21 protein-coding genes are annotated in these 21,261 nt (G+C 44.1%); 3 read left to right on the top strand and 18 right to left on the bottom strand.

The features are described 5' to 3' along the window. Positions 1-22 precede the first annotated feature (22 nt). The 15 genes from cydC to ACTJKA_RS00100 form a co-directional block, all read right to left on the bottom strand. On the bottom strand, positions 23-1,759 hold the full coding sequence (cydC, locus tag ACTJKA_RS00170) for a thiol reductant ABC exporter subunit CydC (protein WP_035702518.1): 1,737 nt from the start codon (positions 1,757-1,759) through the stop codon (positions 23-25). Beyond that, entirely contained in the window at positions 1,749-3,485 is a 1,737-nt protein-coding gene (cydD, locus tag ACTJKA_RS00165; protein WP_268357467.1) for a thiol reductant ABC exporter subunit CydD, read from the bottom strand. Before cydD ends, cydC begins: the two co-directional genes overlap by 11 nt. Further along, positions 3,485-4,501 carry a cytochrome d ubiquinol oxidase subunit II gene (cydB, locus tag ACTJKA_RS00160; protein WP_039963052.1) on the bottom strand — a complete coding sequence of 339 codons (1,017 nt, stop codon included), beginning with the start codon at positions 4,499-4,501 and terminating at the stop codon, positions 3,485-3,487. Before cydB ends, cydD begins: the two co-directional genes overlap by 1 nt. After that, positions 4,488-5,903 (bottom strand): cytochrome ubiquinol oxidase subunit I, encoded by a 1,416-nt coding sequence (locus tag ACTJKA_RS00155; RefSeq protein WP_008345582.1) that lies wholly within the window; start codon positions 5,901-5,903, stop codon positions 4,488-4,490. Before ACTJKA_RS00155 ends, cydB begins: the two co-directional genes overlap by 14 nt. Positions 5,904-6,232: 329 nt before the next feature. Next, a complete protein-coding gene (isdG, locus tag ACTJKA_RS00150) occupies positions 6,233-7,354 on the bottom strand; it encodes a heme oxygenase (RefSeq protein ID WP_322536093.1) in 1,122 nt (373 codons plus the stop codon). A gap of 1 nt (position 7,355) precedes the next feature. Further along, positions 7,356-8,369 (bottom strand): FecCD family ABC transporter permease, encoded by a 1,014-nt coding sequence (locus tag ACTJKA_RS00145; RefSeq protein ID WP_345911393.1) that lies wholly within the window; start codon positions 8,367-8,369, stop codon positions 7,356-7,358. Continuing rightward, entirely contained in the window at positions 8,366-9,304 is a 939-nt protein-coding gene (locus tag ACTJKA_RS00140; protein WP_008345587.1) for an ABC transporter substrate-binding protein, read from the bottom strand. Before ACTJKA_RS00140 ends, ACTJKA_RS00145 begins: the two co-directional genes overlap by 4 nt. Before the next feature lie 18 nt (positions 9,305-9,322). Then, the gene (gene srtB / locus ACTJKA_RS00135) at positions 9,323-10,072 is read right to left on the bottom strand and encodes a class B sortase (RefSeq protein WP_017358682.1); all 750 of its coding nucleotides are present in this window, start codon (positions 10,070-10,072) and stop codon (positions 9,323-9,325) included. Between the two features lie 26 nt (positions 10,073-10,098). Further along, a complete protein-coding gene (locus ACTJKA_RS00130; protein WP_035702529.1) occupies positions 10,099-10,869 on the bottom strand; it encodes an ABC transporter ATP-binding protein in 771 nt (256 codons plus the stop codon). After that, complete coding sequence (locus tag ACTJKA_RS00125) at positions 10,856-11,842, bottom strand: FecCD family ABC transporter permease (protein ID WP_007497915.1); 987 nt, start codon at positions 11,840-11,842, stop codon at positions 10,856-10,858. The genes ACTJKA_RS00130 and ACTJKA_RS00125 overlap by 14 nt, the downstream gene beginning before the upstream one ends. 33 nt (positions 11,843-11,875) lie before the next feature. Then, positions 11,876-12,763: a heme ABC transporter substrate-binding protein IsdE gene (gene isdE, locus ACTJKA_RS00120; RefSeq protein WP_008345594.1), complete on the bottom strand. Its 888-nt coding sequence runs from the start codon at positions 12,761-12,763 to the stop codon at positions 11,876-11,878. Between the two features lie 77 nt (positions 12,764-12,840). Next, on the bottom strand, positions 12,841-14,649 hold the full coding sequence (locus ACTJKA_RS00115; protein WP_440607580.1) for an NEAT domain-containing protein: 1,809 nt from the start codon (positions 14,647-14,649) through the stop codon (positions 12,841-12,843). Between the two features lie 19 nt (positions 14,650-14,668). Continuing rightward, on the bottom strand, positions 14,669-15,325 hold the full coding sequence (gene isdC, locus ACTJKA_RS00110; RefSeq protein WP_057078871.1) for a heme uptake protein IsdC: 657 nt from the start codon (positions 15,323-15,325) through the stop codon (positions 14,669-14,671). 20 nt (positions 15,326-15,345) lie between these two features. Next, a complete protein-coding gene (locus tag ACTJKA_RS00105) occupies positions 15,346-15,804 on the bottom strand; it encodes an NEAT domain-containing protein (protein WP_058337097.1) in 459 nt (152 codons plus the stop codon). 369 nt (positions 15,805-16,173) lie between these two features. Further along, positions 16,174-16,506, bottom strand: a complete 333-nt coding sequence (locus ACTJKA_RS00100) for a winged helix-turn-helix transcriptional regulator (protein ID WP_125589315.1) — start codon at positions 16,504-16,506, stop codon at positions 16,174-16,176. Between the two features lie 179 nt (positions 16,507-16,685). Between ACTJKA_RS00100 and ACTJKA_RS00095 the strand changes: the two genes are divergently transcribed. From ACTJKA_RS00095 to ribD, 3 genes are read left to right on the top strand one after another with little or no spacing between them, the layout of a single operon-like run. Continuing rightward, positions 16,686-17,579, top strand: a complete 894-nt coding sequence (locus ACTJKA_RS00095) for a VOC family protein (protein ID WP_322536098.1) — start codon at positions 16,686-16,688, stop codon at positions 17,577-17,579. Next, a complete protein-coding gene (locus ACTJKA_RS00090) occupies positions 17,557-18,318 on the top strand; it encodes a GTP cyclohydrolase II (RefSeq protein ID WP_008345606.1) in 762 nt (253 codons plus the stop codon). The genes ACTJKA_RS00095 and ACTJKA_RS00090 overlap by 23 nt, the downstream gene beginning before the upstream one ends. Continuing rightward, entirely contained in the window at positions 18,305-19,396 is a 1,092-nt protein-coding gene (gene ribD, locus ACTJKA_RS00085) for a bifunctional diaminohydroxyphosphoribosylaminopyrimidine deaminase/5-amino-6-(5-phosphoribosylamino)uracil reductase RibD (RefSeq protein ID WP_440607579.1), read from the top strand. The genes ACTJKA_RS00090 and ribD overlap by 14 nt, the downstream gene beginning before the upstream one ends. Positions 19,397-19,465: 69 nt before the next feature. On the opposite strand, the gene ACTJKA_RS00080 is transcribed toward ribD, so the two are convergent. From ACTJKA_RS00080 to ACTJKA_RS00070, 3 genes are all read right to left on the bottom strand, one after another. Next, on the bottom strand, positions 19,466-19,831 hold the full coding sequence (locus tag ACTJKA_RS00080; protein ID WP_076821371.1) for a VOC family protein: 366 nt from the start codon (positions 19,829-19,831) through the stop codon (positions 19,466-19,468). Positions 19,832-20,000: 169 nt separating this feature from the next. Beyond that, positions 20,001-20,855 (bottom strand): polysaccharide deacetylase family protein, encoded by an 855-nt coding sequence (locus ACTJKA_RS00075; RefSeq protein WP_035389944.1) that lies wholly within the window; start codon positions 20,853-20,855, stop codon positions 20,001-20,003. Positions 20,856-20,920: 65 nt separating this feature from the next. Further along, positions 20,921-21,250, bottom strand: coding sequence for a PTS lactose/cellobiose transporter subunit IIA (locus ACTJKA_RS00070; protein ID WP_008345614.1), 330 nt, complete (start codon positions 21,248-21,250; stop codon positions 20,921-20,923). Positions 21,251-21,261: the final 11 nt, after the last annotated feature.

The raw sequence follows: 21,261 nt of genomic DNA, 5'->3' as shown, positions 1-21,261 counted from the left end.
GAACGTTCTTGTCATCCATTTTTTACACGACCGAAAATGGACGGTCCATTTCATACAGCTTTTGATAACGCAGGTTTTCTTTCAGCAAATCATGATGCTGCCCCTGCATCTCAATGCGTCCACCTTCAATAAACATCATACGATCGCATGCCTCACAGCCAGTGAGATGATGGGTGATCCAAATGACTGTTTTTCCTTTTAACACACGGAAGATTGTTTCAAGCAATTCACGCTCTGTGCGTGGATCAAGCCCAACGGTTGGTTCATCTAATACAACAATCGGTGTGTTTTGCAGCAAAATCCGAGCTAGAGCCATACGCTGCCTTTCTCCACCAGAGAAACGAACCCCTGTCTCTTGTACACCTGTGTGATAACCTTCTGGCAAAGACTCAATGTAATCGTGCAGCTGCACTTGCCGCGCGGCTTCTTTTACTTGCTCTTCTGTCGCTTCTGGAGAGCCTAAGCGAATGTTGTTTAAAACAGATGTATCGAATAAATAGGGCTGTTGATTGAGCACAGACACATAAGAGGATACCTCCTCTTGAATGCTTTGTACCGGTTTCCCCTGAATACTGACAACCCCTTGATTTGGCACGACTGCCCCTTCTAACAATTTTAAAATGGTCGATTTGCCTGCACCGCTTTTTCCTAAAAGAGCGAGCGATTCACCTTGCTTCAGTGAAAACGAAAAATGCTTTAGTACATGTTTATTGACTTCATATCCGAAGGTGACTTGATCAAAACAGACCGCTTCAACGCCATCAGAGACGGGTGTCTCGTCTGCTGCCTCCCTCTCCACTAATCCTTCATACGACTGCTCTTCATAATGATTTAATCTGCTGACGGCATGCTGATAAACAGGAATATCACCTGCTGCATCTGACAGCGGAAGAAAAGCTTCTGTTAATGGAAACAGCACAAGCACAAAGGCTGCGATGAGCGTGTGCGGCATAGAACCAGCCTGAACGACTGAGCCGCTCCAATACACGACAAAGACGACTGCTCCTCCAATGACTAGCTGTGCTAAAAATTGGCGCAGACGGATAAACCGATGCTTTGCCGCTTCGAGTGCTAATAGCTTTGCTTCTTTTCGTTCATAGCCTTCAACAAAATCGTTCTGTCTGCCGCTAAACAACCAGTCACTCACGCCCATGACGGCATCTGTTAAATGGCTGTACAGTTCATTTCTGCCTTTCTTCATTTGAATTTGTCGTGCCCGGTTCACAAGTACTGTGATGTATGGGAATACAAATACGAGCAGCGCCATATAAAGCAGCATCAATCCGGCAAAAGGCCATGAAAAAAGCCCAAGTGCTCCAATCGAAGCGGCATATAAAAGCAGCGCACCGATGGATGGAAAAATTGTTTTTAAATACGCATCCTGTAATCTCTCCACATCTTCTGATAACAGCCCAAGCATTTCACCTGTTCCAAGCTTCGTCTGTTTGGCACTTCGTTCAGCCATATCATAAAGACGTACCCGCATTTTTTCAATCATCGTCAAAATGAGTTGATGACTCGCCAGTCTCTCTGCATAACGAGCCGCTGAGCGTGAAATACCAAAGGTACGTACTGCCACGATTGGGACATAGACCATCAAGATATTCTCAGGTCTTGTGGCAGCTTTTGAAATGAGGAACCCTGACGTATACATGAGCATAGAAGCAGAAAACACCGCAATCGCCCCTAAAAAAAGCACCAAGGCAAACAGCTTTTGATTCTCCTTGATATAAGGTATAAACCAGCCTTTACTGACCATGTGTGACCGCCCCCATTTGTTCCTGTACCAATTGATAGTACACACCTTTTCTTTCCATTAATGATTCATGAGTCCCCATCTCTGCAATCGTCCCATGATCCATCACAATGATTTCATCCATATCCGTCATCCAATGAAGTCTGTGTGTGGCTAAAAACACAAGTTTATTTTCAAACAATGGAAGCATTGTTTTCTTTAATTCATACTCTGTCTCAATATCCAGATGAGCCGTTGGTTCATCTAACAGCATAATGGATCGCTGGCCGAGCACTGTGCGAGCGAGGGCAATCCGCTGCGCTTGTCCACCGCTCAGTCCTCTGCCCTGTTCGCCAATGACTTCATCCAGTCCATTGGGGAGTTCAGCTACGAGCTGAGACAAACCTGCCTCTTGCACCGCTCTTTCAACGTCTTCATCTGTTGCATTCGGTTCATAAAAACGAATGTTTTCTCTCAGTGTCATGTGAAATAAATAAGGATGCTGCGGCATATAAACGACTTCTTTTTGCCATGCCGCCAGCTGTAAATGAGCAAGCGGCTTTCCGTTTAGGATGATTTCACCTGCAGACGGTTCAACAAAACCGCCGAGAACATCCGTTAACGTCGATTTCCCCGAACCACTGGCACCGATGATCCCAATTTTTTTCTTTCCTTTCACAGTGAGGTCCACATCCTGAATCGAATATGGTGCATGCTCATCATGCAAGACACTGACATCTTGCAGTGTGAGCTCAGATTGCTCATTCCACTCGTTCAGCTGCACGGATTGTGTCTCCTGCTCTCGGAAGCCCTTTTCCTCTAAAATCACTTGAATCGCCTCATTCGCTTCTTTACCGTTTAACGTCGCATGATAATCATTTCCCACTTCACGGACTGGCAAGAAATATTCTGGCGCGAGCATCAGTGCGGTCAAAGCCGGCAATAACAAAAGATCTCCTTCAATTAAGCGCAAGCCGAGAAATACAGCGACAGTCGCAATGGACAGCATAGAAAAGAAATCGAGAGCAAAAGATGAAAGAAAGGCGACTTTCAGTGTGCTCATCGTCGCCTTTCGATAACGCTTTGAGACCTCTCCAATATTGCGAGAATGCTTTTTGCTAATCCCTAAGTAGCGAAGCGTTTCAAGGCCACGGAGAGAATCAGTAAAATGATTGGATAATTTCTCATACGATCTCCATTGTTTGGCCGCTTTACGCTGAGCGACAAGTCCTAGCAAAATCATAAAAACAATTAAAATTGGCAGCGTGACAATGAGAATGACAGCAGATGTTTCATCTAATGTCCAAACATAGACAAGCACCATCACCGGAATAACTGCCATGTTCACCATTTTCGGCAAAAACAGCTGTAAATACTGACGATATTGGGCAATGCCCTCCATCGCCAATGTCACAAGCTTTCCTGTTCCTTTTTTCTTCGTGAAAGCTGGCCCTAAACGGAACAGCTGGTCCAACAGCTGCTTTCTGACGTCTGCTCCAATTCGGGAAGAATAGGTGAACATGACCTTCTCCCGCATCAAGGTGAGACCGTGCCGCACCAGAAAGGCAGCAAGAAACAGCAAGACATAAGGTGTTGCCTGCATGAGGCTCTTCCCGTCAAACAGCGTTGTTATGGCATGTGCCAGCCACTGTGCTTGAAAAATAATACTTGCTCCTTGGATGATTGACACAATACCTAAGAGGGCAAGAAGCCCCCTCATTCCTTTTAGTTGAAGCAAACGTTTATCCATTAGTAGGTCATTGGCTCCTTACCGCTTACACGTTTACGGAAGACATAGTAGCTCCAGATTTGATACCCAAGCACAAAAGGCAGCAAAGAAATGGCAACAATCGTCATGACCGTCAGTGAATAAGATCCTGATGCAGCGTTTTGAATGGTGAGGTCGAATGCATGGTTGATCGAACTAATCATGACACGCGGGAATAATGCTGTGAAAAGCATGGTCACTGTCACCATAATACCTGCACCTGTGAATAAAAATGTCCATCCATCACGCTCTTTTCTCATAAAGAATAGAGCCGCTACATAACAAACCACAATGAGTACAGTTAAAGGGATTGTGATGATCGGACGTACGGTATAAATGTCTGTTTCAAGAATAGACACACCAACAAATAGAACAAGAACTGGTAGTGCAATCAATAAAACACGCTGACCGAGCTTTCTTGCACGATTTCTTAAATCACCCTCAGTGCGGAGTGTGACGAAAATCAATCCATGCAGAAGGCAAAGAACCGTCACGGCTACCCCGCCGATCACTGAATAAAGATTCACAAAGTCTGTAAATCCAGCGTACATATTCATGCTTTGATCAATGGGCATTCCTCGTAAAATACTTGTGAATAGCACGCCGAGTAAAAATGGCGGAAGCAGGCTGCCAAAGAAGATCACCCAGTCCCACGTTTTGATCCATGAAGCCTTCTCGACCTTCCCTCTAAATTCAAAGGCGACCCCCCGCCCAATGAGCGCTAGCAGGAGAACCGTAAACGGAATATAGTATCCGCTGAACATCGTAGCGTACCAGTGAGGAAAAGCGGCGAAAATAGCTCCGCCTGCTGTAATCAACCAGACCTCATTCGCATCCCAGAAAGGGCCAATCGTATTGATTAAAATGCGGCGCTCATGTGCATCTTTTCCAAGCAGCTGCATGGACATCCCGACACCAAAATCAAATCCTTCTAAGAAGAAAAATCCAACAAACAGTACTGCGACAAGAATAAACCAAATCTCGTTAAGATATGCCATGATATGCGCCTCCATCAAATGGATCTGTAGACAGGTCCGTTTCATCCTTTTGATCTGTATTCTCTTCAGAATGTGCACCTTTTTTAATTTCTCGAATGAATAAGTAGGCAAGCACGATGGCAAGAATCAGATAAATGGTCGTAAAGCTAATGACTGAGAATAGCAACATGCCGTACGATACGTTTGGTGAAATGGATTGTGCGGTTGTCATCATACCAAAGACTGTCCACGGCTGACGCCCAATTTCCGTCATGATCCAACCAGCTGAGTTTGCAATAAACGGGAACGCAATCATCCATACCATGAAGCGTAAATACCATTTGTTTGATTCTAGTTTTTTTCTAAAGCTCAAATACAAACCAATCATACTAGCAAAAATCATCAACATGCCGGCACCCACCATGATTCTAAAGCTCCAGAAGGTTGTTTTGACTGGAGGAATGTAATCTCCAGGACCAAACTTTGCTTCATATTCTTTTTGAAGGGTCAGCATGCCTGGCACATCTCCACTAAACTTCGAATAAGCCAAGTAACTTAAAGCAAACGGAATATTGATCTCCGCAGAGTTTTCTTTTTTATCTGTGTCAATGTTGGCAAATAGTGTCCAAGCCGCTGGATCTCCACTATCCTTCCAAAGTGCTTCACTTGCTGCCATCTTCATCGGCTGTGATTCCATTAAGTGCTTTGCTTGATCATGTCCAGAGAACGCCACACCTAAGCCAGAAATGAAAGCAAGCACCATGGCAATCTGGAAAGATTTTTTGAAAAAGGTCACTTCTTGTTTTTTGATCATTTTATAGGCACTGACACCCGCGATAAAGAAAGCACCGGTTGCCAATGCACCAAACAGAACGTGCGGGAACTCCACCCAAAGTTGCGGATTTGTCACGAGCGCCCCAAAGTCATTCATTTCTGCACGGCCATTTTTAATCACAAATCCAACTGGCTCCTGCATAAATGAGTTGGCGAGTAAAATCCAAAACGCCGAAAAGATCGTACCAAGAGAAACGAGCCAAATACATAACAAATGAATTTTTTTCGGTAGACGGTCCCAGCCGAATATCCAAAGACCAATAAAGGTCGATTCAAGGAAAAAGGCCAATAGCGCTTCAATGGCAAGCGGTGCACCAAAGACATCACCGACAAACCTTGAATAATCAGACCAGTTCATCCCAAACTGGAATTCTTGCAGAATCCCTGTCACCACACCTACTGCAAAGTTAATTAAGAAAAGGTGACCCCAAAATTTCGCCATCTTTTTATAAATCTCTTTTTTCTTGACGACATAAAGGGTTTGCATCAATGCAACGATAAATACCAAACCTATAGACATAGGAACAAAAATAAAATGAAATAATGTCGTTGAGGCAAATTGAAATCTTGCTAAAAACAGCTCACTCACAGCCTTACATCCTCCCTTACTTTCGCATGCCGAATGATTCGAGATATTTATGCTCACCATTTCACAAAAAGTTCACTATTTGTTCAACGATTCACAAATGAAAGTCCATTTGATATAGTTCACTCGGTGAAATTTTACTCTTGATTTTCATTCGGTTAGTTATTTATACCTGTACTTTACACCCATGCGCTTCAAAAATAAAGTAAATTTTACCTAAAATTTGGATGGGATTGTGTCAGTTGTTTGAATACTTTGTCAAAAATATGTGACGGAAAGAGACAATCACAAAAAAAATAGCGCTGCTTATTCGCTGCAGCGCTTTTGAATATTTAGGCTTTTTTCTGTAAAGCGGGTCTTGTCACTTGCACTTCATAGTACGTAATTTTGTTTTTTAACAGGCCTTCAGGTTTCGCCTTTCCATGAGCGTGCGCATCACCAAATGCCTGAGATTTTGTCCAATTCACAAAGTCTTCTTTTCGATTCCAGCGGGTGTGAATGGTCACTTCATCGTAATCAGTTGTCTGTTGAGTGACCCATACTTCCATACCTAAAAAGCCTTCCATAAATTCTACTTGTCCCTGCTTGTTAAACCGTTTAACAAGGTGGTCGGCACTGCCTTTTTCTACTCTTACTTGGTTGTTTACAATAATCATGTTTGGTTCATCTCCCTTTTGTTGTTGAATGGAGGCAATGGGGATAATGAGCGGATGCGGTCCGTCTAAGTGAACCTCCGCCTGAATCCCAAAAACCTCCTTGAAAAAGTCTTCTGTTAACACTTCATTTGGTGAGCCAATTTGATGCACTTGACCTCGCTTCATAGCAATGAGACGGTCACAATATTTTGCGGCCTGCTGCAAGTCATGGAGAACCATTAAAATGGTGATACCATGTGTTTGATTCAGCTGTTTGAGCAGCTCCAGTAATTCAAGCTGATGCGCAATGTCTAAATAAGTGGTTGGCTCATCGAGAATGATGGTTTCTGTCTTCTGAGCCAGTGCCATTGCAATATATGCCTTTTGTCTTTCTCCGCCTGACAATGTATGAAGCATTCTGTTTTCATTGGTGCGGCTATTCGTCACCTCAAGCGCCCACTCAATCGCTTCATGATCTGACGTACTGCTTTTTTTCCAGATGGAACGGTGCGGACTGCGTCCAAGTGCGACAAGCTCACGTACTGTCATCGATGGAATGGCGGTTCTTGTTTGCATGAGAACCGCCACCTCCTTGGCGATCTCCTGTGCCGTCATCTCTTTTTGCGGGATGTCGTGAATGTAAATCATGCCGCTTTCGATTGAGGTCAGTCGTGCAGCCGCTTTGATAAAAGTCGACTTACCTGACCCATTCGGGCCAATGATTCCGGTTACACTCCCTTTAGGAACAGCGGCTGAAATGGAAGACAGTCGAAAGCCGCCTTGACTGAGACTCACGTCATCCATTGCAATGACATCCATCTTAACCCCTCCCTTTCTTTTTTAATAAATAGAGGAAGAAAGGTGCACCGATGCAGGCAAGCAAAATCCCTACAGGCAATTCAACCGGTGTAAACCAGACCCGTGCTGCTGTATCGGCAAAGACCACAAGCACGCCCCCTCCAAGCATTGAAATCGGCAGCAAATACCGGTAATCATCTCCGATTAAAAGACGGATAAAATGAGGCACCACAAGTCCGACAAATCCAATTAAACCGCCGACACTCACAGCCGCTCCAGCTAAAAGAGCGGCCAGCGCAATGAGAAAAAATCGAGTCCGCTCTACTCGAAGGCCCAATAGCTGAGCCGATTCATCGCCAAGCAAAAGGAGATTGGACGGTTTAATGGCGAAAAAACAAAGACATAATCCAGCCAGCGCATATGGCGACACAAAGCTAAGATGATGCCAGCTCCGTCCGTTTAATCCCCCTGATAGAAAAGGCAAAACAGCCTGCACACGCTCACTATAAAGCACCATAAACCCATTCATTACCGCACCAAGGAGCGCATTGACGGCAACACCTGCCAAGATCAATTTAAGCGGTGAAACCCCTTGGTCAAATGACAGCATATACACGACAAGAGCTGCTAATAAGGCGCCCAGAAAAGCGGCTGCCGGAAGCAAATACGTGAATTGTGGAAGAACAATCATGCTGAGTACAGCAGCTAACCCGCCGCCCGCAGTCACACCAATGATCCCAGGGTCAGCCAGTGGATTTCGGACAACTCCTTGTAAAATCGCCCCTGATGCAGCGAGGCAGGCCCCAACGAGAAAACCAATGAGCACACGGGGCAGCCGTAAATCCATAACAATTTTTTCATGAACAGGCAGACCTGATCCCGTGAACACAGCCATTAAATCCGTCAGCGATAATTGGACAGAACCTACCGCAAGTCCTAGACAGACGCCCACACATAAAGTGAGAAACAATCCTGGTAACAGCCATTTTCGTCTTGACTGCCTTTTTTGAAAATCTAGTTCTGCATTCATCTTCATGATGACAATCGCTTCAATTTCTTCTCTAATTCATCGATCGCTCTGATGACTTCTGCGCCTGGATTTGTCCCAAATAGGTCACTTGGCAGAATCTCAACGTGTCCATTTTTGACAGCTGATACATCGTGCCACGCCGCATTTTGCTTCATTTCACTCATAAAGCCTGCTTTGACATCTTCAGGATTGCTGTGTGTCATCAGCAAAATGAGATCTGGATCGGCCTCGATTACCTTTTCTGCATTGATTTGTGCATATTGCGGAAACTTTTCGAGTGCTGGTTCATTTTCAGCAATATTCGCCCCACCAGCGATCCGCAGCAGATCACCGCTTAAAGATTGCGGAAGTGCCGCCATATATGTGCCGGGTGCACCATACACAACGAGCGTCTTTACTTTTTTCTCAGGCTGCTTCACTTGCTTGATCCGCTGATCGATTTGAGCATTGAGCGCTTTGGCCTTTTGCTGCTTTCCAAGTAAATCACCAAATAAAGTAACTTGACGCTGGATATCCTTCACTGAGTTGGCACTTGTCAAAAGAAGCTGTGAACCAATTCCTTCTATAGTAGAGATATCCTTGCTGTTTAATGATTCATTCCCAAGCACCACATCGGGCTTTAAACTCGTGATCAGCTCGACATCAAATTGATGGGTTGTGCCAATTGATTGTACGGACTTTGCCTTTTGTAGATTGTCTGGCAATTCGGCAGTTGGCCGGCCGACAACCTGGCCACCTAAGGCATAAATGATGCTCATGTCGCCAGTTGACAACGAGACGATCCGTTCAGGTGATTCATGAAACGATAATGTTCTTCCGGCAAAATCCTGAATGTTGAGCGCACCTTGCCCGCTCCCATTCTCGACAGGCGCCGCCTGGCTGCATCCGCCGAGGAGAAGCACGACGACGAGTCCTGCCCAAATCACATGTAAACATTTCAACCGTCTGTCTCTCCTTTTCTAGTAAACTTTCTTTAGCTTCGCCTGTACCACGAGACGCTTGTTTTTAGGTGCCAGCACGTGATCACAGGTCGATAATGTGAGAATCAAGTCATCTGTGGATACGTCTGTTTTCGTTTGATAGATGGACTTCTTGCGCACAGCTTGCAAGTAGTGCGCATATTCACCAAGATCCTGAAAATCAGTCTGAATATAATCGAAATCGACTGTCGTCTCATACACAGCAAAAATCTCTGCTTCATAGCTTTGATACAGCGTATCGTACTGAAATGTGCGATGATCTTGGAAGAAATCTTTTTTCAAATAGTTTGTGAGACCAGCAAACATAGACCCATCCCTCATCCGATGACCGTACACCACTGTATTGGGACTTTCATGCAAGACGTCATTACGATAATCCATAAAGATACTGCCTGCCCGTGTGTCATCCTTTACATAATTACGAGTTAAATAGAATGCATTATCGTTTGACTGAACAATTGGATACTGAATCATCGTGTCCTTCATATCAATCCAACCGACAATGTCTTCATTCACCTTTCGCAAATCATCAAATGACTGACGGATTTCTCCAGGTTTTCGCTGTTTCATTCCATCCTCGTGTGTGTAAAGTGTCTGAGCCTTTGCAAGCACCTGACGATTTTGATAATAGCCAAAGAGCTCCAAGCCAATAGCAGTACCGCTATATAGGAAAACACCTAAACAGACGATCGTCAGCATTCGCTGCCCGATCCTTTTCCCTCGTTTCACACTGTCTCACCTGCTTTTTGCACAACTTATATGCCTACAGGCACGATATACATCCCTGTTTCTGCATCCTGCTTAATTGTGACGGACACATGATAAATGTGCCGCACCATCTCTTCTGTTAACACATCATTGGGCCGTCCTTCGCGAATAATTTGTCCATCTTTCATGGCGATGATGACATCACTATAGCGAATCGCCTGATTCATATCGTGCAGGACCATCACGATGGTTAATCCATGCTCGACATTGAGCTCTCGAATGAGCTCAAGAATGTCAAATTGATAATACACATCCAAATAAGTCGTCGGTTCATCTAAGAAAAGCATCGGTGTTTTTTGCGCTAAAGCCATCGCAATCCATACACGCTGCCGTTCTCCGCCTGACAATGAGGCGAGTGGCACCTTTCGCTTATCCGTCAGCTTTGTACAGGACAGCGCCCACTCGATTGCTTTCTCATCCTCTTCCTTGTCACTGCCGCGCATCGTTTGGTACGGCGTTCTCCCAAATGCCACGACTCGTTCGATCGTCAAATCAAGCGGCGCTTCATTTTGCTGATGTACGACTGCCAGCTTTCTCGCGAGTTCCCTTGGCTTGAACGCATTCAGCTCTTGTCCATCTAAATGAATCTGTCCTTTATGTGGACAATGGTTATGTGCCATCAAAGAAAGCAGCGTGGATTTGCCCGAGCCATTTGGACCGATAATGGTCGTAATTTTTCCTTTTTCGATCTTCGTGGTGACCGATTGAACAATGTCCCTCTGTCGATCATAGGAAAACGACACCTCACGAATGTCCATGCAGACGATCCCCCCTTCTTAATAAAAAGATCAGAAACGGTCCGCCAATGACAGCCATGATTGTAGAAGCAGGGATTTCATTTGGTGCCACAAGCGTTCTGCCGAGCGTATCAGCCGTCAAAATGAGCAAGGCCCCGCTTAACGCAGAAAATGGAATCAGTACCCGATGGTCCGAACCGACAAGCCTTCTAGAGATATGGGGAATGAGCAAACCGACAAAGGCAATCACGCCCGCTACCGCAGCAGTCACCGCTGCTAATAACACCGCCGTGATTGAAATCAAAAGGCGCATTCTGGTCACACGCAATCCTAAGTTTTTCGCCGTCTTATCTTGAAGGGCAAGCAAGTTACACCATCTGCTAAAGAAAAGCGCAACCACAAGCCCAATGACGCCATAGACACCGATTAAACGGACATCTCCCCACGTTTTCATCGTCAGATTCGACTGCCCCGACTGATTAATGGTGATATTGAAATAGCTGCAAATGGTCACAAACGCTTCTGCCATCCCTGTAAACATGGCATTGATGGCGATCCCCACCAAAATCATTCGAATCGGGCTTAAGCCGCCTTTCCAAGACAACACGTATACGAGGAAGCAGGCAATTGCCCCGCCTAAAACTGAAAATAAAGGAGAGTAGAAATAAAATTGAGGAAGCGCTGTAATTGCCATTAAAGAAAAGAAGCTAGCTCCCGATGAAATACCAATAACACCGGCATCTGCTAATGGATTCCTCATCACAGACTGCAAGAGGACACCGGAGACAGATAAAGCCGCCCCTGTAAACATCGCAATGAGCATGCGGGGGATTCTTAAATCTTTAATGATTTCTACCTGTGCATGTTGACCGGTCATAAGCCCTTCCAATAATTCAATCGGTGTAACATGAATGCTCCCCGTAATGGCGGAATAAATAAATACGCCGGCTAGTAAGAGACTGACTATCAGAAATAAAATCCCTGTTTTTTTCATCTTGAACGTCCTTTTATCATTAAGATTCGCCGCTTATGACGGGTACAACATACGAGTCAATTCATCTAATGCCTCTGCTGCCTTTAAGTTGCCTGTTGTCCCGAATAAGCTTTCTTCGAGGTCGTACACCCGGTCTTGTTTGACCGCATTAAAATGTTTCCAAATATCATTTGTTTTAAATTCTTGATCAAACATTTTGACGACTTCATCCGGCATCCCATGTGCGGCTCGGAGAATGATATCTGGATTGGCTTTTTGTAAATACTCCGTATTGGATGCCAAATACTCCATTTTCTCACCTTTTACGATGTTCTTTCCTCCTGCAATACGCACAAGATCACCGATATACGAATTCTCTGTTGCCACTAAATAACTGCCTGGTACACCAAGCAAAATGAGAACGGATGGCTTCGTCTTTCCCTTCGTTCTCTCTTGTATGTCTTTCTTTTTTTGTTCAAAATCATCCACAATGCGTTTCGCTTGTGTCTTTCTATCATATTTTTCTCCAAGCTTTGTGATGGCGTTCTCCATCTTGTCCAGGCTCTCAAGGTTGAGGTATGTCGCAGGGACAGAAGCTTGTTGAAAAGGCGTTTCTAAATCATATTGAAGAGTCGTGACAGACAGGACATCTGTCGGTTGAAGTGATTGGATGATTTCCATGTCCGGGCTCATTGGGTTACCGACTGCTGGGAGTCCTTTGTATCGAGCCGGCAAGGATTTTTGACTTGTTGGCACCCCGACAAGATCCACCTCTAGCGCATCCATGATCTCAGCAGCAGCTACAGTCGTTGCCACAATGCGGGCACTTGATGCTGCATTTTTTTTGCCTTTCGCTGAGCTTTCAGCTGATTGTGAGCAGCCTGCTAAGAAGACGCACACACATAGAGCCGTGATCAGGGTACATAACATTCGATGCTTCAAAAAACAGAAGCCTCCTTTCGAAAAAAAGGAAGTGGATGCGCCGAGATGAATGGCGCACCTCACTTAAAATAGATTCTTTATCTTGTACGAGTTTGATACTTTCTGACGAGCACGAATAGTGATCCGCCGAATAAAAGAATGTACACCCAAAGAAGTGAAGTATCTCCTGTTTTTGGGTTCAACTGACCTGTCTCAGACTTGGTTTGGTCATCTGATGGCGTAAAGGTCATCTGCTCTGCGCCCGTTTCCTCTGGTGCGAGATTCGCAATCTGGTTTGGTTGAGAATCGTGATCATTCGGATTTTTCACAAAGCCGATGCTCTCATCGTCTCCGATCACCGTCGCAATTCCGCTTCCTTCACCACTTGCGATACCTTTCGTATCATAGACAAGTTTGACATCGTACTGCTCATGATAATTGGCAGCTGGAATGTCAATTTTCACGCGTGCTGCCTGATCACTACTCAAACTTTTTGCTTCATATTGAATCACTCGTGTATCTGCTTTTTGATCAGCCTTTGCAACTAGCGTCTCTTCAAATTTACCGCCGGTTCCTACTTGGAACGACGTGATGGCTGAGCTGTTCTTCACAGTGTATGAAACGAAATGGCGGCCATTTTTCACCACCAATGTCGCAGGGCTCACGACGTAATCGTTCATGCGAGAAAGCTCATCTTTGTCTGCTTTCTTCATTGAAAAAGGAAGCTTGTACACTCCGTCTTTTAGCTGAACTGTCTCTTGATTCGTTCCGCCGTTCGTTGTGTCTGGTGCTGGTTTATTTGGTTTTGGTGTTTCTGGTGTAGCCGGGGTTTCTTCCTCTATTTGACCGTCCTTCAGTGGAACGATACTTTTTGAATCAAATTGAAAACGAATATCGTACGTTTGATCATAGTGAGCGGCTGCTACTACAATGTGTACTTTTCCGTTAACTGCTTTTTTCAGATCAGACACTTCAAATGAAACCACTCTTGTGTTCTTTGCTTGATCTGTGCTCACGTTTTTCACTTCTTGATAAGAACCGTTTCTCTCTATTTTCAAAGAATCAACTGACGTATGATCCTTCACCGTAAAGGAAACGGTTTGCGTTCCATTTTTAACGGTTAACGATGCTGGATGTGAGAAGTATTGGCTCATCCGAGATGCCTCATCCTCATCGCCCTTCAGCACACTGTAGTTGATACGATACACACCATCTTTTAATTGGTTCTGCGTCGAATCAACTGGTGTTGTGCCGTTTTGATCATCTGGCTTTGTTTCGCTGTCGCCTGGCGTCGTGCCACTTTGATCATCCGGCTTTGTTTCGCTGTCGCCTGGCGTCGTACCATTTTGATCATCCGGCTTTGTTTCGCTGTCGCCTGGCGTCGTACCATTTTGATCATCTGGTGTTGTTTCGCTATCGTCTGGCTTCGCAGGCGGGACAAGTGTGAGACTGCTCTGATCGAAAGCGAGCTGTACGTCATACGCCTCATCATAAATAAAGCCGCCTAAGTCCCAGTAAATTTTGACCCAGCCATTTAATTTGGCTGATACATCGGCTACATCAAATTTGATTACACGCGTATTTGCTGTCTCATCTTCACTGACCGTTTCAGTGGTGACGAGAGAGCCATTTTGTTCGACCTTGAAATCTGTGATTTCTTTGCTTTGCTTCAGCGTAAGATAGGCAGTCGTCTTGCCATTTTCGATGATGAGCTTAGCTGGCTTTTCTGTATACGTATCCATCATGGATGCTTCAGTGCTGCCATTTTTTAAAATGGTGAATCCGGCCGTATATTCACCATCAACCAATGATGCCGCCTGAGCCGTTCCTTGAGGCAGCTGAAACGCAGTCAACAAACTGAATAAAACGAGCAGAATAGCTGTCTGTAGATGAAAAAGACGTTTCAAAAGATGACACTTCCTTCCGTTAATGCTTGATGATCCACTTTCTCGCTAAAAACCCGCCTGAACATAAGACAAGCACAAGGAGCCATCCCATCTGGCTTGTATCACCAGTTTGAGGATTTTCTTCTTGTTTTGTTTTGGTGGATGAATCAGTTGTTTTGGTTGTTTCTTTTGATGTTTCTTGATGTTTTGCTGCACCTGCTGTTTCTTTTGAACTGTCAGAAGAAAGTGACTTGATGCTGCTTTCGTCGAATTTCAGCTGGATGGTATAGTCGTGATCATAATCAGCCGATTTGACTGTGACATGGATTTTTGACTTGATTGGTTTAGACAAACTCTGTGCTTGGAATTGAACAAGCCTTGTATTGGCTTTCTTATTCGTTGATAGAACCGTCGTATCGACATAGCCGCCATTTCCCGGCACTTTAAATTCCGTTACCCAGCTGCTGTTTTTAATGGTCATTTGCACAGTCAGCTTGCCATTTTTCACGATCACTTTTGCCGGCTTCAGCCAGTAATCATTTGCCATCGAAACGGCAGTTCCTTCGGCCTTCATCACAGTGTAATTGACGGAGTATGTACCATCATTTAATGAAGCAGCCTGTGCATTTGAAAAAGGCAGTATAAGTGCCAGCAATAATGCAGCCACAAAGGCTGGCATCCTGATCCATTTTTTCATCAGATGAATTTCCTCCCTTTTTATTGAACAGTTGCTGCATCAAACTTGACGCGAATATCGTAATTGCCTGTATATCCAATGACCGGTACAGTCACACTCACTTTAGCTGGTACAACATCTGTCAGGCTGTTGACATTGAACTCTACCGTTCTCTTGTTGGCAGCTGCGTTTGTACTGATCACCTTCGCATCTTTGTAGACACCTTGATCCAATGTTTTAAAGCTTGTAATCCAAGAGCTGTTCGTTAACGTGACTTGCGCTTTGATTTTTCCGTCCTTCACAACAAGCTTAGCTGGTTTTTCAAAATACGTATTTGCTGTTGACGTTGAATCACTGTCTGCTTTCCATACCACATATTGTGCTGAATATTGACCATCTGCTAAGCCTGCTGCTGAGGCAGAGCTGACCGGGGCTAGAGCAAACAATAGAACAAAGCTAAAGAATAATAAGACGTGTGATGCTGAACGAAGTGATTTCATATATATCCTCCTAATTGATATTGATAATTATTCTCAATAGATAATAAAAAAATAACCTTTATCAGCGTATGAATCACACTCATAAATGATTATGATAATCATTATCAATTGAGTTTAAAAAATAAATCTTTGCTTTCGACAAGTCAAAGATGTCTGCTGCTACATGATGTAGTGATACACGGTTTAGGTAATCTGTCCCATTCATGATACCATGGCATAACCTCCCCATTCCATTACAGGGAAAAGAACCCTCTTCTCCTTGATATTATATGATGAATGAATTTATTGTCAACATCATTTTTCATACTATTGACTTAGATTTCTGGAAAATCACAAAAAAAATCGATCAGGGACACTGATCGAAATTGATTAAGAAGGGATATGTTCACCCTTTTCACTATTTTTACGCTCTAAAGACCAAGCATACATTTCCCGTATGACTGGTTCAATTTTCTTTCCTTGTTCTGTTAGTTCATATTCAATCCGCACGGGAATGTCGGGATATACTTTTTTCTCAACAAGGCCTTCAGCTTCTAAATCTTTCAGCCTTTCTGATAATAACCGTCCGCTGATGTTCATTTCATTTTCTAGCTGACAAAAACGTTTTGGCCCTGTCAAAAGCTGATTGATGATGAGAATCACCCACTTCTTCCCTAAAATCTCCATGGCATCTGTAATTGGGCAGCCATCTACTTGAGCCATACTTTACTCCCTCCTGCTTTTCTCTACTTTTTTTCATTATAACATAATTAATTACTTGAAATAAGTCACTAACTATTATATAGTTTAGTTACTAAAAGTAACAAGGTAATCATTTTTATCAATTTTCAATAAACCATTGAACATGCAGATGCATATAACATGAAGGAGATGACCGAGCTTTGAATACAATAGAGCAGGTAAGATTAGGTTTAACAGAATTACATGTGTCCAGCTTTGAGCGTTCTTTGCCTTTTTATACAGACATTTTAGGTTTTACTTTATTAGAACAGACGGATTCTACTGTCACGCTTGGCAGCAACGCAAAGGAACCAATCCTTGTGCTGAAAGAAGATGTGCAGCTGAAAGAGAAGCCGGATCATGAGCCAGGACTTTATCATTTTGCGGTTTTATTACCTACCAGAAAAAACCTGGGCACATGGCTGGCGCATGTGATCAAAAAAGGCTATCCTTTAATTGGAGCAAGCGATCACTTTTTCAGTGAAGCCATTTATTTAAGTGATCCAGATGGCATCGGCGTTGAGATTTATGCTGATCGTCCTCAGGACATATGGGTAGGTGAGCATGGAGAGCTGAAAGGTGGCGGAAATGCTCCGCTTGATGGAGATGGTCTCCTGCAAGAAGCCGCTGATTCCACCTGGGAAGGACTCCCGGCTGGTACAGTCATGGGACACTTGCATTTCCATCTCAACCCAGAAGAAGCCGATTCCTTTTATGTGAACACGCTCGGTTTTCATATCCGAATGGCTCCCCCAGCCAGCTTATTCGTTGCTGGTGGCGTCTATCATCACCACCTTGCCTTTAATGCATGGGGACGCGGGAGAAAAGGAGCCATTGATCCACGTTTTTCAGGAATTAGAAGCTATACACTGGTTTTCCCAAAAGAAGACGATAGAACATCCGTCGTCGAACGTCTGACAAAAGCAGGTGTTCACATGAACACGACAGGAAAAAGTAACGAATTTATTGATCCATTTGGCGTTCTCGTTCGTTTACAGATTGAAGAAACAGACAAAAAAGAAGGTGTAGAATATGGACAAACACACAGAGGTTAAAACAGCCATTTTAAAAGATAAAATCAAACGAGTACAGCAAGAAGACGGATTTATATATATCACTGGACCTATTAAACTGCCAGTGAATTTAGACGGTAGAACGGTCATGTTTAACTGGTATTCATGGTTAAAAGATGACGGGAAAGAACCATTATCAGATGAAGCTTTAATCGAAAGCCTTTCCTCCCGTGAGCTTGCAGATCACCAGCAATCAAGCGTCCTTGTTTACGGAGATTTCGAACATGCTGATGAAGCGTTGATCCGCATGCATTCCATCTGCCACACCGGCGATATTTTCGGAAGCAAACGCTGCGATTGCGGGTTCCAATTGAAACAGTCTATGCGGATGATTGAGGACAATGGAGCAGGCGCACTGTTTTATTTAGCCAACCATGAAGGACGCGGGATCGGTCTTTTCAGTAAAGCCATGGCCTACATCTTGCAAGAAAACGGCTACGATACAGTAGAAGCAAACGAAGCACTGGGCTTTGAAGATGATACACGTCAATATGAAGAAGCGATTGCTGTTCTTCAAACATTGCGTACAAAACCAGTCAGACTTATTACCAATAATCCGAAAAAGACGGATGCTATCAGTCATGCAGGCCTTTCTCTTTCTGGACGGATTCCACTTTGGGGTGATGTCTCTGAGTTCAATGAAAAATACTTGCAGACAAAAATTAACCGCTCAGGCCATATGAAAGCGGATCAAGAGGTGCGTACGATTGCCACATCATGAGCGATATATGAAACTAGCCCTTGAAAATGCTGAAGCAATGAAAGGTCAGACATCTCCCAATCCGCTCGTCGGGGCTGTGATTGTGCGAGAAAATGAAATTGTTGGGGTCGGGGCGCATATGAAGGCCGGCGAACCACATGCAGAAATTCATGCACTTAAAATGGCTGGAGACAAGGCAAAAGGTGCCACGATCTATGTAACACTAGAGCCTTGTTCCCACCATGGCCGCACAGGCCCATGCGCTGAAGCACTTGTGAAAGCTGGCGTAGAAAAAGTTGTCGTTGCTGCACTGGATCCGAACCCGCTTGTTGCCGGGCGCGGGATTGCCATTTTACAAGATGCAGGCATTCAAGTCATCACAGGCGTCATGGAGCAGGAATCCATTCTCATGAATGAAGTGTTCAACCACTTTATTACGAAAAAAACGCCTTTCGTGACACTCAAAGCAGGCATTACGATAGACGGAAAAATTGCATCTGCTACGTCTGACAGCAAGTGGATTACATCAGAAACGTCCCGTTATGATGCACATCACATTCGCAGTATCAACGATGCGATCTTGGTCGGTGCGCAAACCGTCATTCACGACGATCCTTCATTAACAGCACGCATTCCAAACGGTCATCATCCGATTCGAATTGTCTTAGACTCTAAACTGTCTATCCCGCTGACAGCAAAGGTGGTCACAGATCAGATGGCACCAACATGGATTTTCACAACAAAACAAGCCGATGAAGAAAAACGAGCCGCTTTAGAAGCAGCTGGCGTCAGTGTCATCATGACGGATAGCGATATCCGGGTGCCCTTACAAGAAGTACTTCAAGTGCTCGGAGAAAGAAATGTCTCCTCCCTGATGATTGAAGGCGGCGGACAAATCAATGCCTCATTTTTGGAGCAGCAGCTTGTCGATAAACTCGTCATCTACATGGCACCTAAGCTCATTGGCGGACGACTCTCTCCTTCTTTTTTCGGAGGCGAAGGCATACGCCTCATGAGTGATGCAATTGAACTGGATCAACTCTCTCTTGAACCGCTGGGAAAAGATATAAAGATAACGGGTTATCCGGTTTATCAATAACATACTTTCATAAAATAAGGATGTCGAGATTTTCTCGACATCCTTATTGTTTCTCACAAGATTTATTTTCTACAGTCTCTCTAAAAATTCAATTCGATTTCCAAATGGATCATCTACATAAAACCTGATGGCTCCATCTAACGGCTGATCTTCCTTTATAAGAATGTGATGTTTCATCAATGTCTCTTTTACATTTGATAATTTTTTTACTTGAAAAGCTGGATGAGCTTTTTTCGCTGCTTGAAATTGATCTTCAATGCCAATGTGAAGCTGTTGATTGCCACACTGAAACCAAACACCACCACGTTTTGCTAGGTGAACAGGCTTAGGTATTTCCTCCATTCCTAGAATCTCTCCAAAAAACAAACGTACTTTCTCTTCACTCCCCTTTGGGGCAGCTAACTGGACATGATCAATTCCAAGAAAATTTGACATCTTTGCTCTCTCCCTTTTCACATCATTTAAAAAACATTATGTGTGACGATCACGTCTGAAGAATATACCTAGATGTTACTCAAGCCCTATGATGTTGTCGATCCACAAATCATCTCCACGAAACGTGTCGTAAAATGTTTCATGTGAAACATCTGTGATCTAATATTGATCAATTTCCCTCTATCAGTCTGCCAAAGCTTTCGGGTGAAAGTCCCGGTGAAATGCGCAGGCGGTGTAAGGACATCATACCTTGTTCTTTCTTCGCATGTCCTGGTTCAGTGGTTACAGCCATTTCATATCCTGCTTCCTTCGCCAACTTCAGCGTGTCTTCGTTATAGCGACCGACCGGATAGCTGACCATGATCGTTTGTTGAGAAAACCGCTGGTCAAAGAATACCTTCGATCCTTTTAATTCTTCTTCCTGCTGCTTCTGTGTTAAACGATTGAGTTCTAAATGATGAATGGTGTGACTCTCTATTGAAATACCATGCGCCACCATATCATCCATTTGGGCATCGGTTAAATGATGCGGACGGCCGATGGACTGCTCGATCATAAAAATCGTGGCTTTCATTCCATATTCCTTTAAAATCGGAAATGCCTTTGTGTAGTTATCCGTGTATCCATCGTCAAATGTGATAAGAACATACTTTTCACTTGGTGTCGAATTGGTCGAGAGAACTTGATATGCCTCTTTCGGCGACAGCGTGACATAGCCGTTGTCTTTCAGCCATTTCATATGAGCTGCAAATTCGCTCTTTGGCACACGTAACGAATTACCGCTAGAGATACTGTGATACATCAAGATTGGAAGCGCAACGGGTTCCTTTTGCTGAATCCAGTTTTGTTTGTCTATCTCTGCCGCTTCAATTTGCTGCGTTTCTGTTGTTTCTTTCGTTTGTCCTTGACCCTTTACCTCTTTGATGGCTTGCTGGTTTCCTTCTGTTTGCTGTTTCGTACCCATACAGCCCGAAATGAGCAGCATGACTAAACCAACTGCAAGCCACATACATGTTTTTTTCATTCACCAATCCTGCTTTCTCTTTATCTACCGAATGATTATAACAGAAATTGGTTAATAACTGATATCTATTTTGACAGGGTATTCATTTTTTTACACATTTCGATCATTTCAATGGCAAGCAGATGGATGGTCTCTGTTGTGAGCATTTGGTCTTCTGCATGTATGAGCAGTAAAGAAAAGGGAAGCTGTTCCCCTGCCGCCTCTTTTTGTATCAGTGACAAGTGCAGGTCATGGATGCTTCGAAACGCTTCCTCCCCTTTTTCAATCAACTGCTGCGCTGCTTCAAAGTCATCCGCTCTTGCTAGACGAATGGCTTCTACATAATGGCTTCGTGCCTCACCTGCATGGGCAATGATTTGAAAGGCTGCTCCCTGCATTTCCTCTAATACCGTCATCTGCTTCTCCT

The organism is Bacillus sp. 22190 (genome assembly GCF_052045575.1).
Lineage (GTDB): Bacteria > Bacillota > Bacilli > Bacillales > Bacillaceae > Bacillus > Bacillus altitudinis.
The sequence above is the reverse complement of the archived record's forward strand: the minus strand, read 5'-3'. Positions and strand labels throughout refer to the sequence as shown.

Excerpts from the sequence above, each read along its gene's own strand:
- ACTJKA_RS00080 (WP_076821371.1), bottom strand. The coding sequence starts at position 19,831 with ATGTCAAATTTTCTTGGAATTGATCATGTCCAGTTAGCTGCCCCAAAG.
- ACTJKA_RS00100 (WP_125589315.1), bottom strand. The coding sequence starts at position 16,506 with ATGGCTCAAGTAGATGGCTGCCCAATTACAGATGCCATGGAGATTTTA.
- ACTJKA_RS00075 (WP_035389944.1), bottom strand. The coding sequence starts at position 20,855 with ATGAAAAAAACATGTATGTGGCTTGCAGTTGGTTTAGTCATGCTGCTC.
- cydB (WP_039963052.1), bottom strand. The coding sequence starts at position 4,501 with ATGGCATATCTTAACGAGATTTGGTTTATTCTTGTCGCAGTACTGTTT.
- ACTJKA_RS00090 (WP_008345606.1), top strand. The coding sequence starts at position 17,557 with ATGGACAAACACACAGAGGTTAAAACAGCCATTTTAAAAGATAAAATC.
- ACTJKA_RS00145 (WP_345911393.1), bottom strand. The coding sequence starts at position 8,369 with ATGAAGATGAATGCAGAACTAGATTTTCAAAAAAGGCAGTCAAGACGA.
- ACTJKA_RS00070 (WP_008345614.1), bottom strand. The coding sequence starts at position 21,250 with ATGACGGTATTAGAGGAAATGCAGGGAGCAGCCTTTCAAATCATTGCC.
- isdC (WP_057078871.1), bottom strand. The coding sequence starts at position 15,325 with ATGAAAAAATGGATCAGGATGCCAGCCTTTGTGGCTGCATTATTGCTG.
- ACTJKA_RS00105 (WP_058337097.1), bottom strand. The coding sequence starts at position 15,804 with ATGAAATCACTTCGTTCAGCATCACACGTCTTATTATTCTTTAGCTTT.
- ACTJKA_RS00125 (WP_007497915.1), bottom strand. The coding sequence starts at position 11,842 with ATGAAAAAAACAGGGATTTTATTTCTGATAGTCAGTCTCTTACTAGCC.
- cydD (WP_268357467.1), bottom strand. The coding sequence starts at position 3,485 with ATGGATAAACGTTTGCTTCAACTAAAAGGAATGAGGGGGCTTCTTGCC.
- isdG (WP_322536093.1), bottom strand. The coding sequence starts at position 7,354 with ATGGATGTCATTGCAATGGATGACGTGAGTCTCAGTCAAGGCGGCTTT.
- cydC (WP_035702518.1), bottom strand. The coding sequence starts at position 1,759 with ATGGTCAGTAAAGGCTGGTTTATACCTTATATCAAGGAGAATCAAAAG.
- ACTJKA_RS00130 (WP_035702529.1), bottom strand. The coding sequence starts at position 10,869 with ATGGACATTCGTGAGGTGTCGTTTTCCTATGATCGACAGAGGGACATT.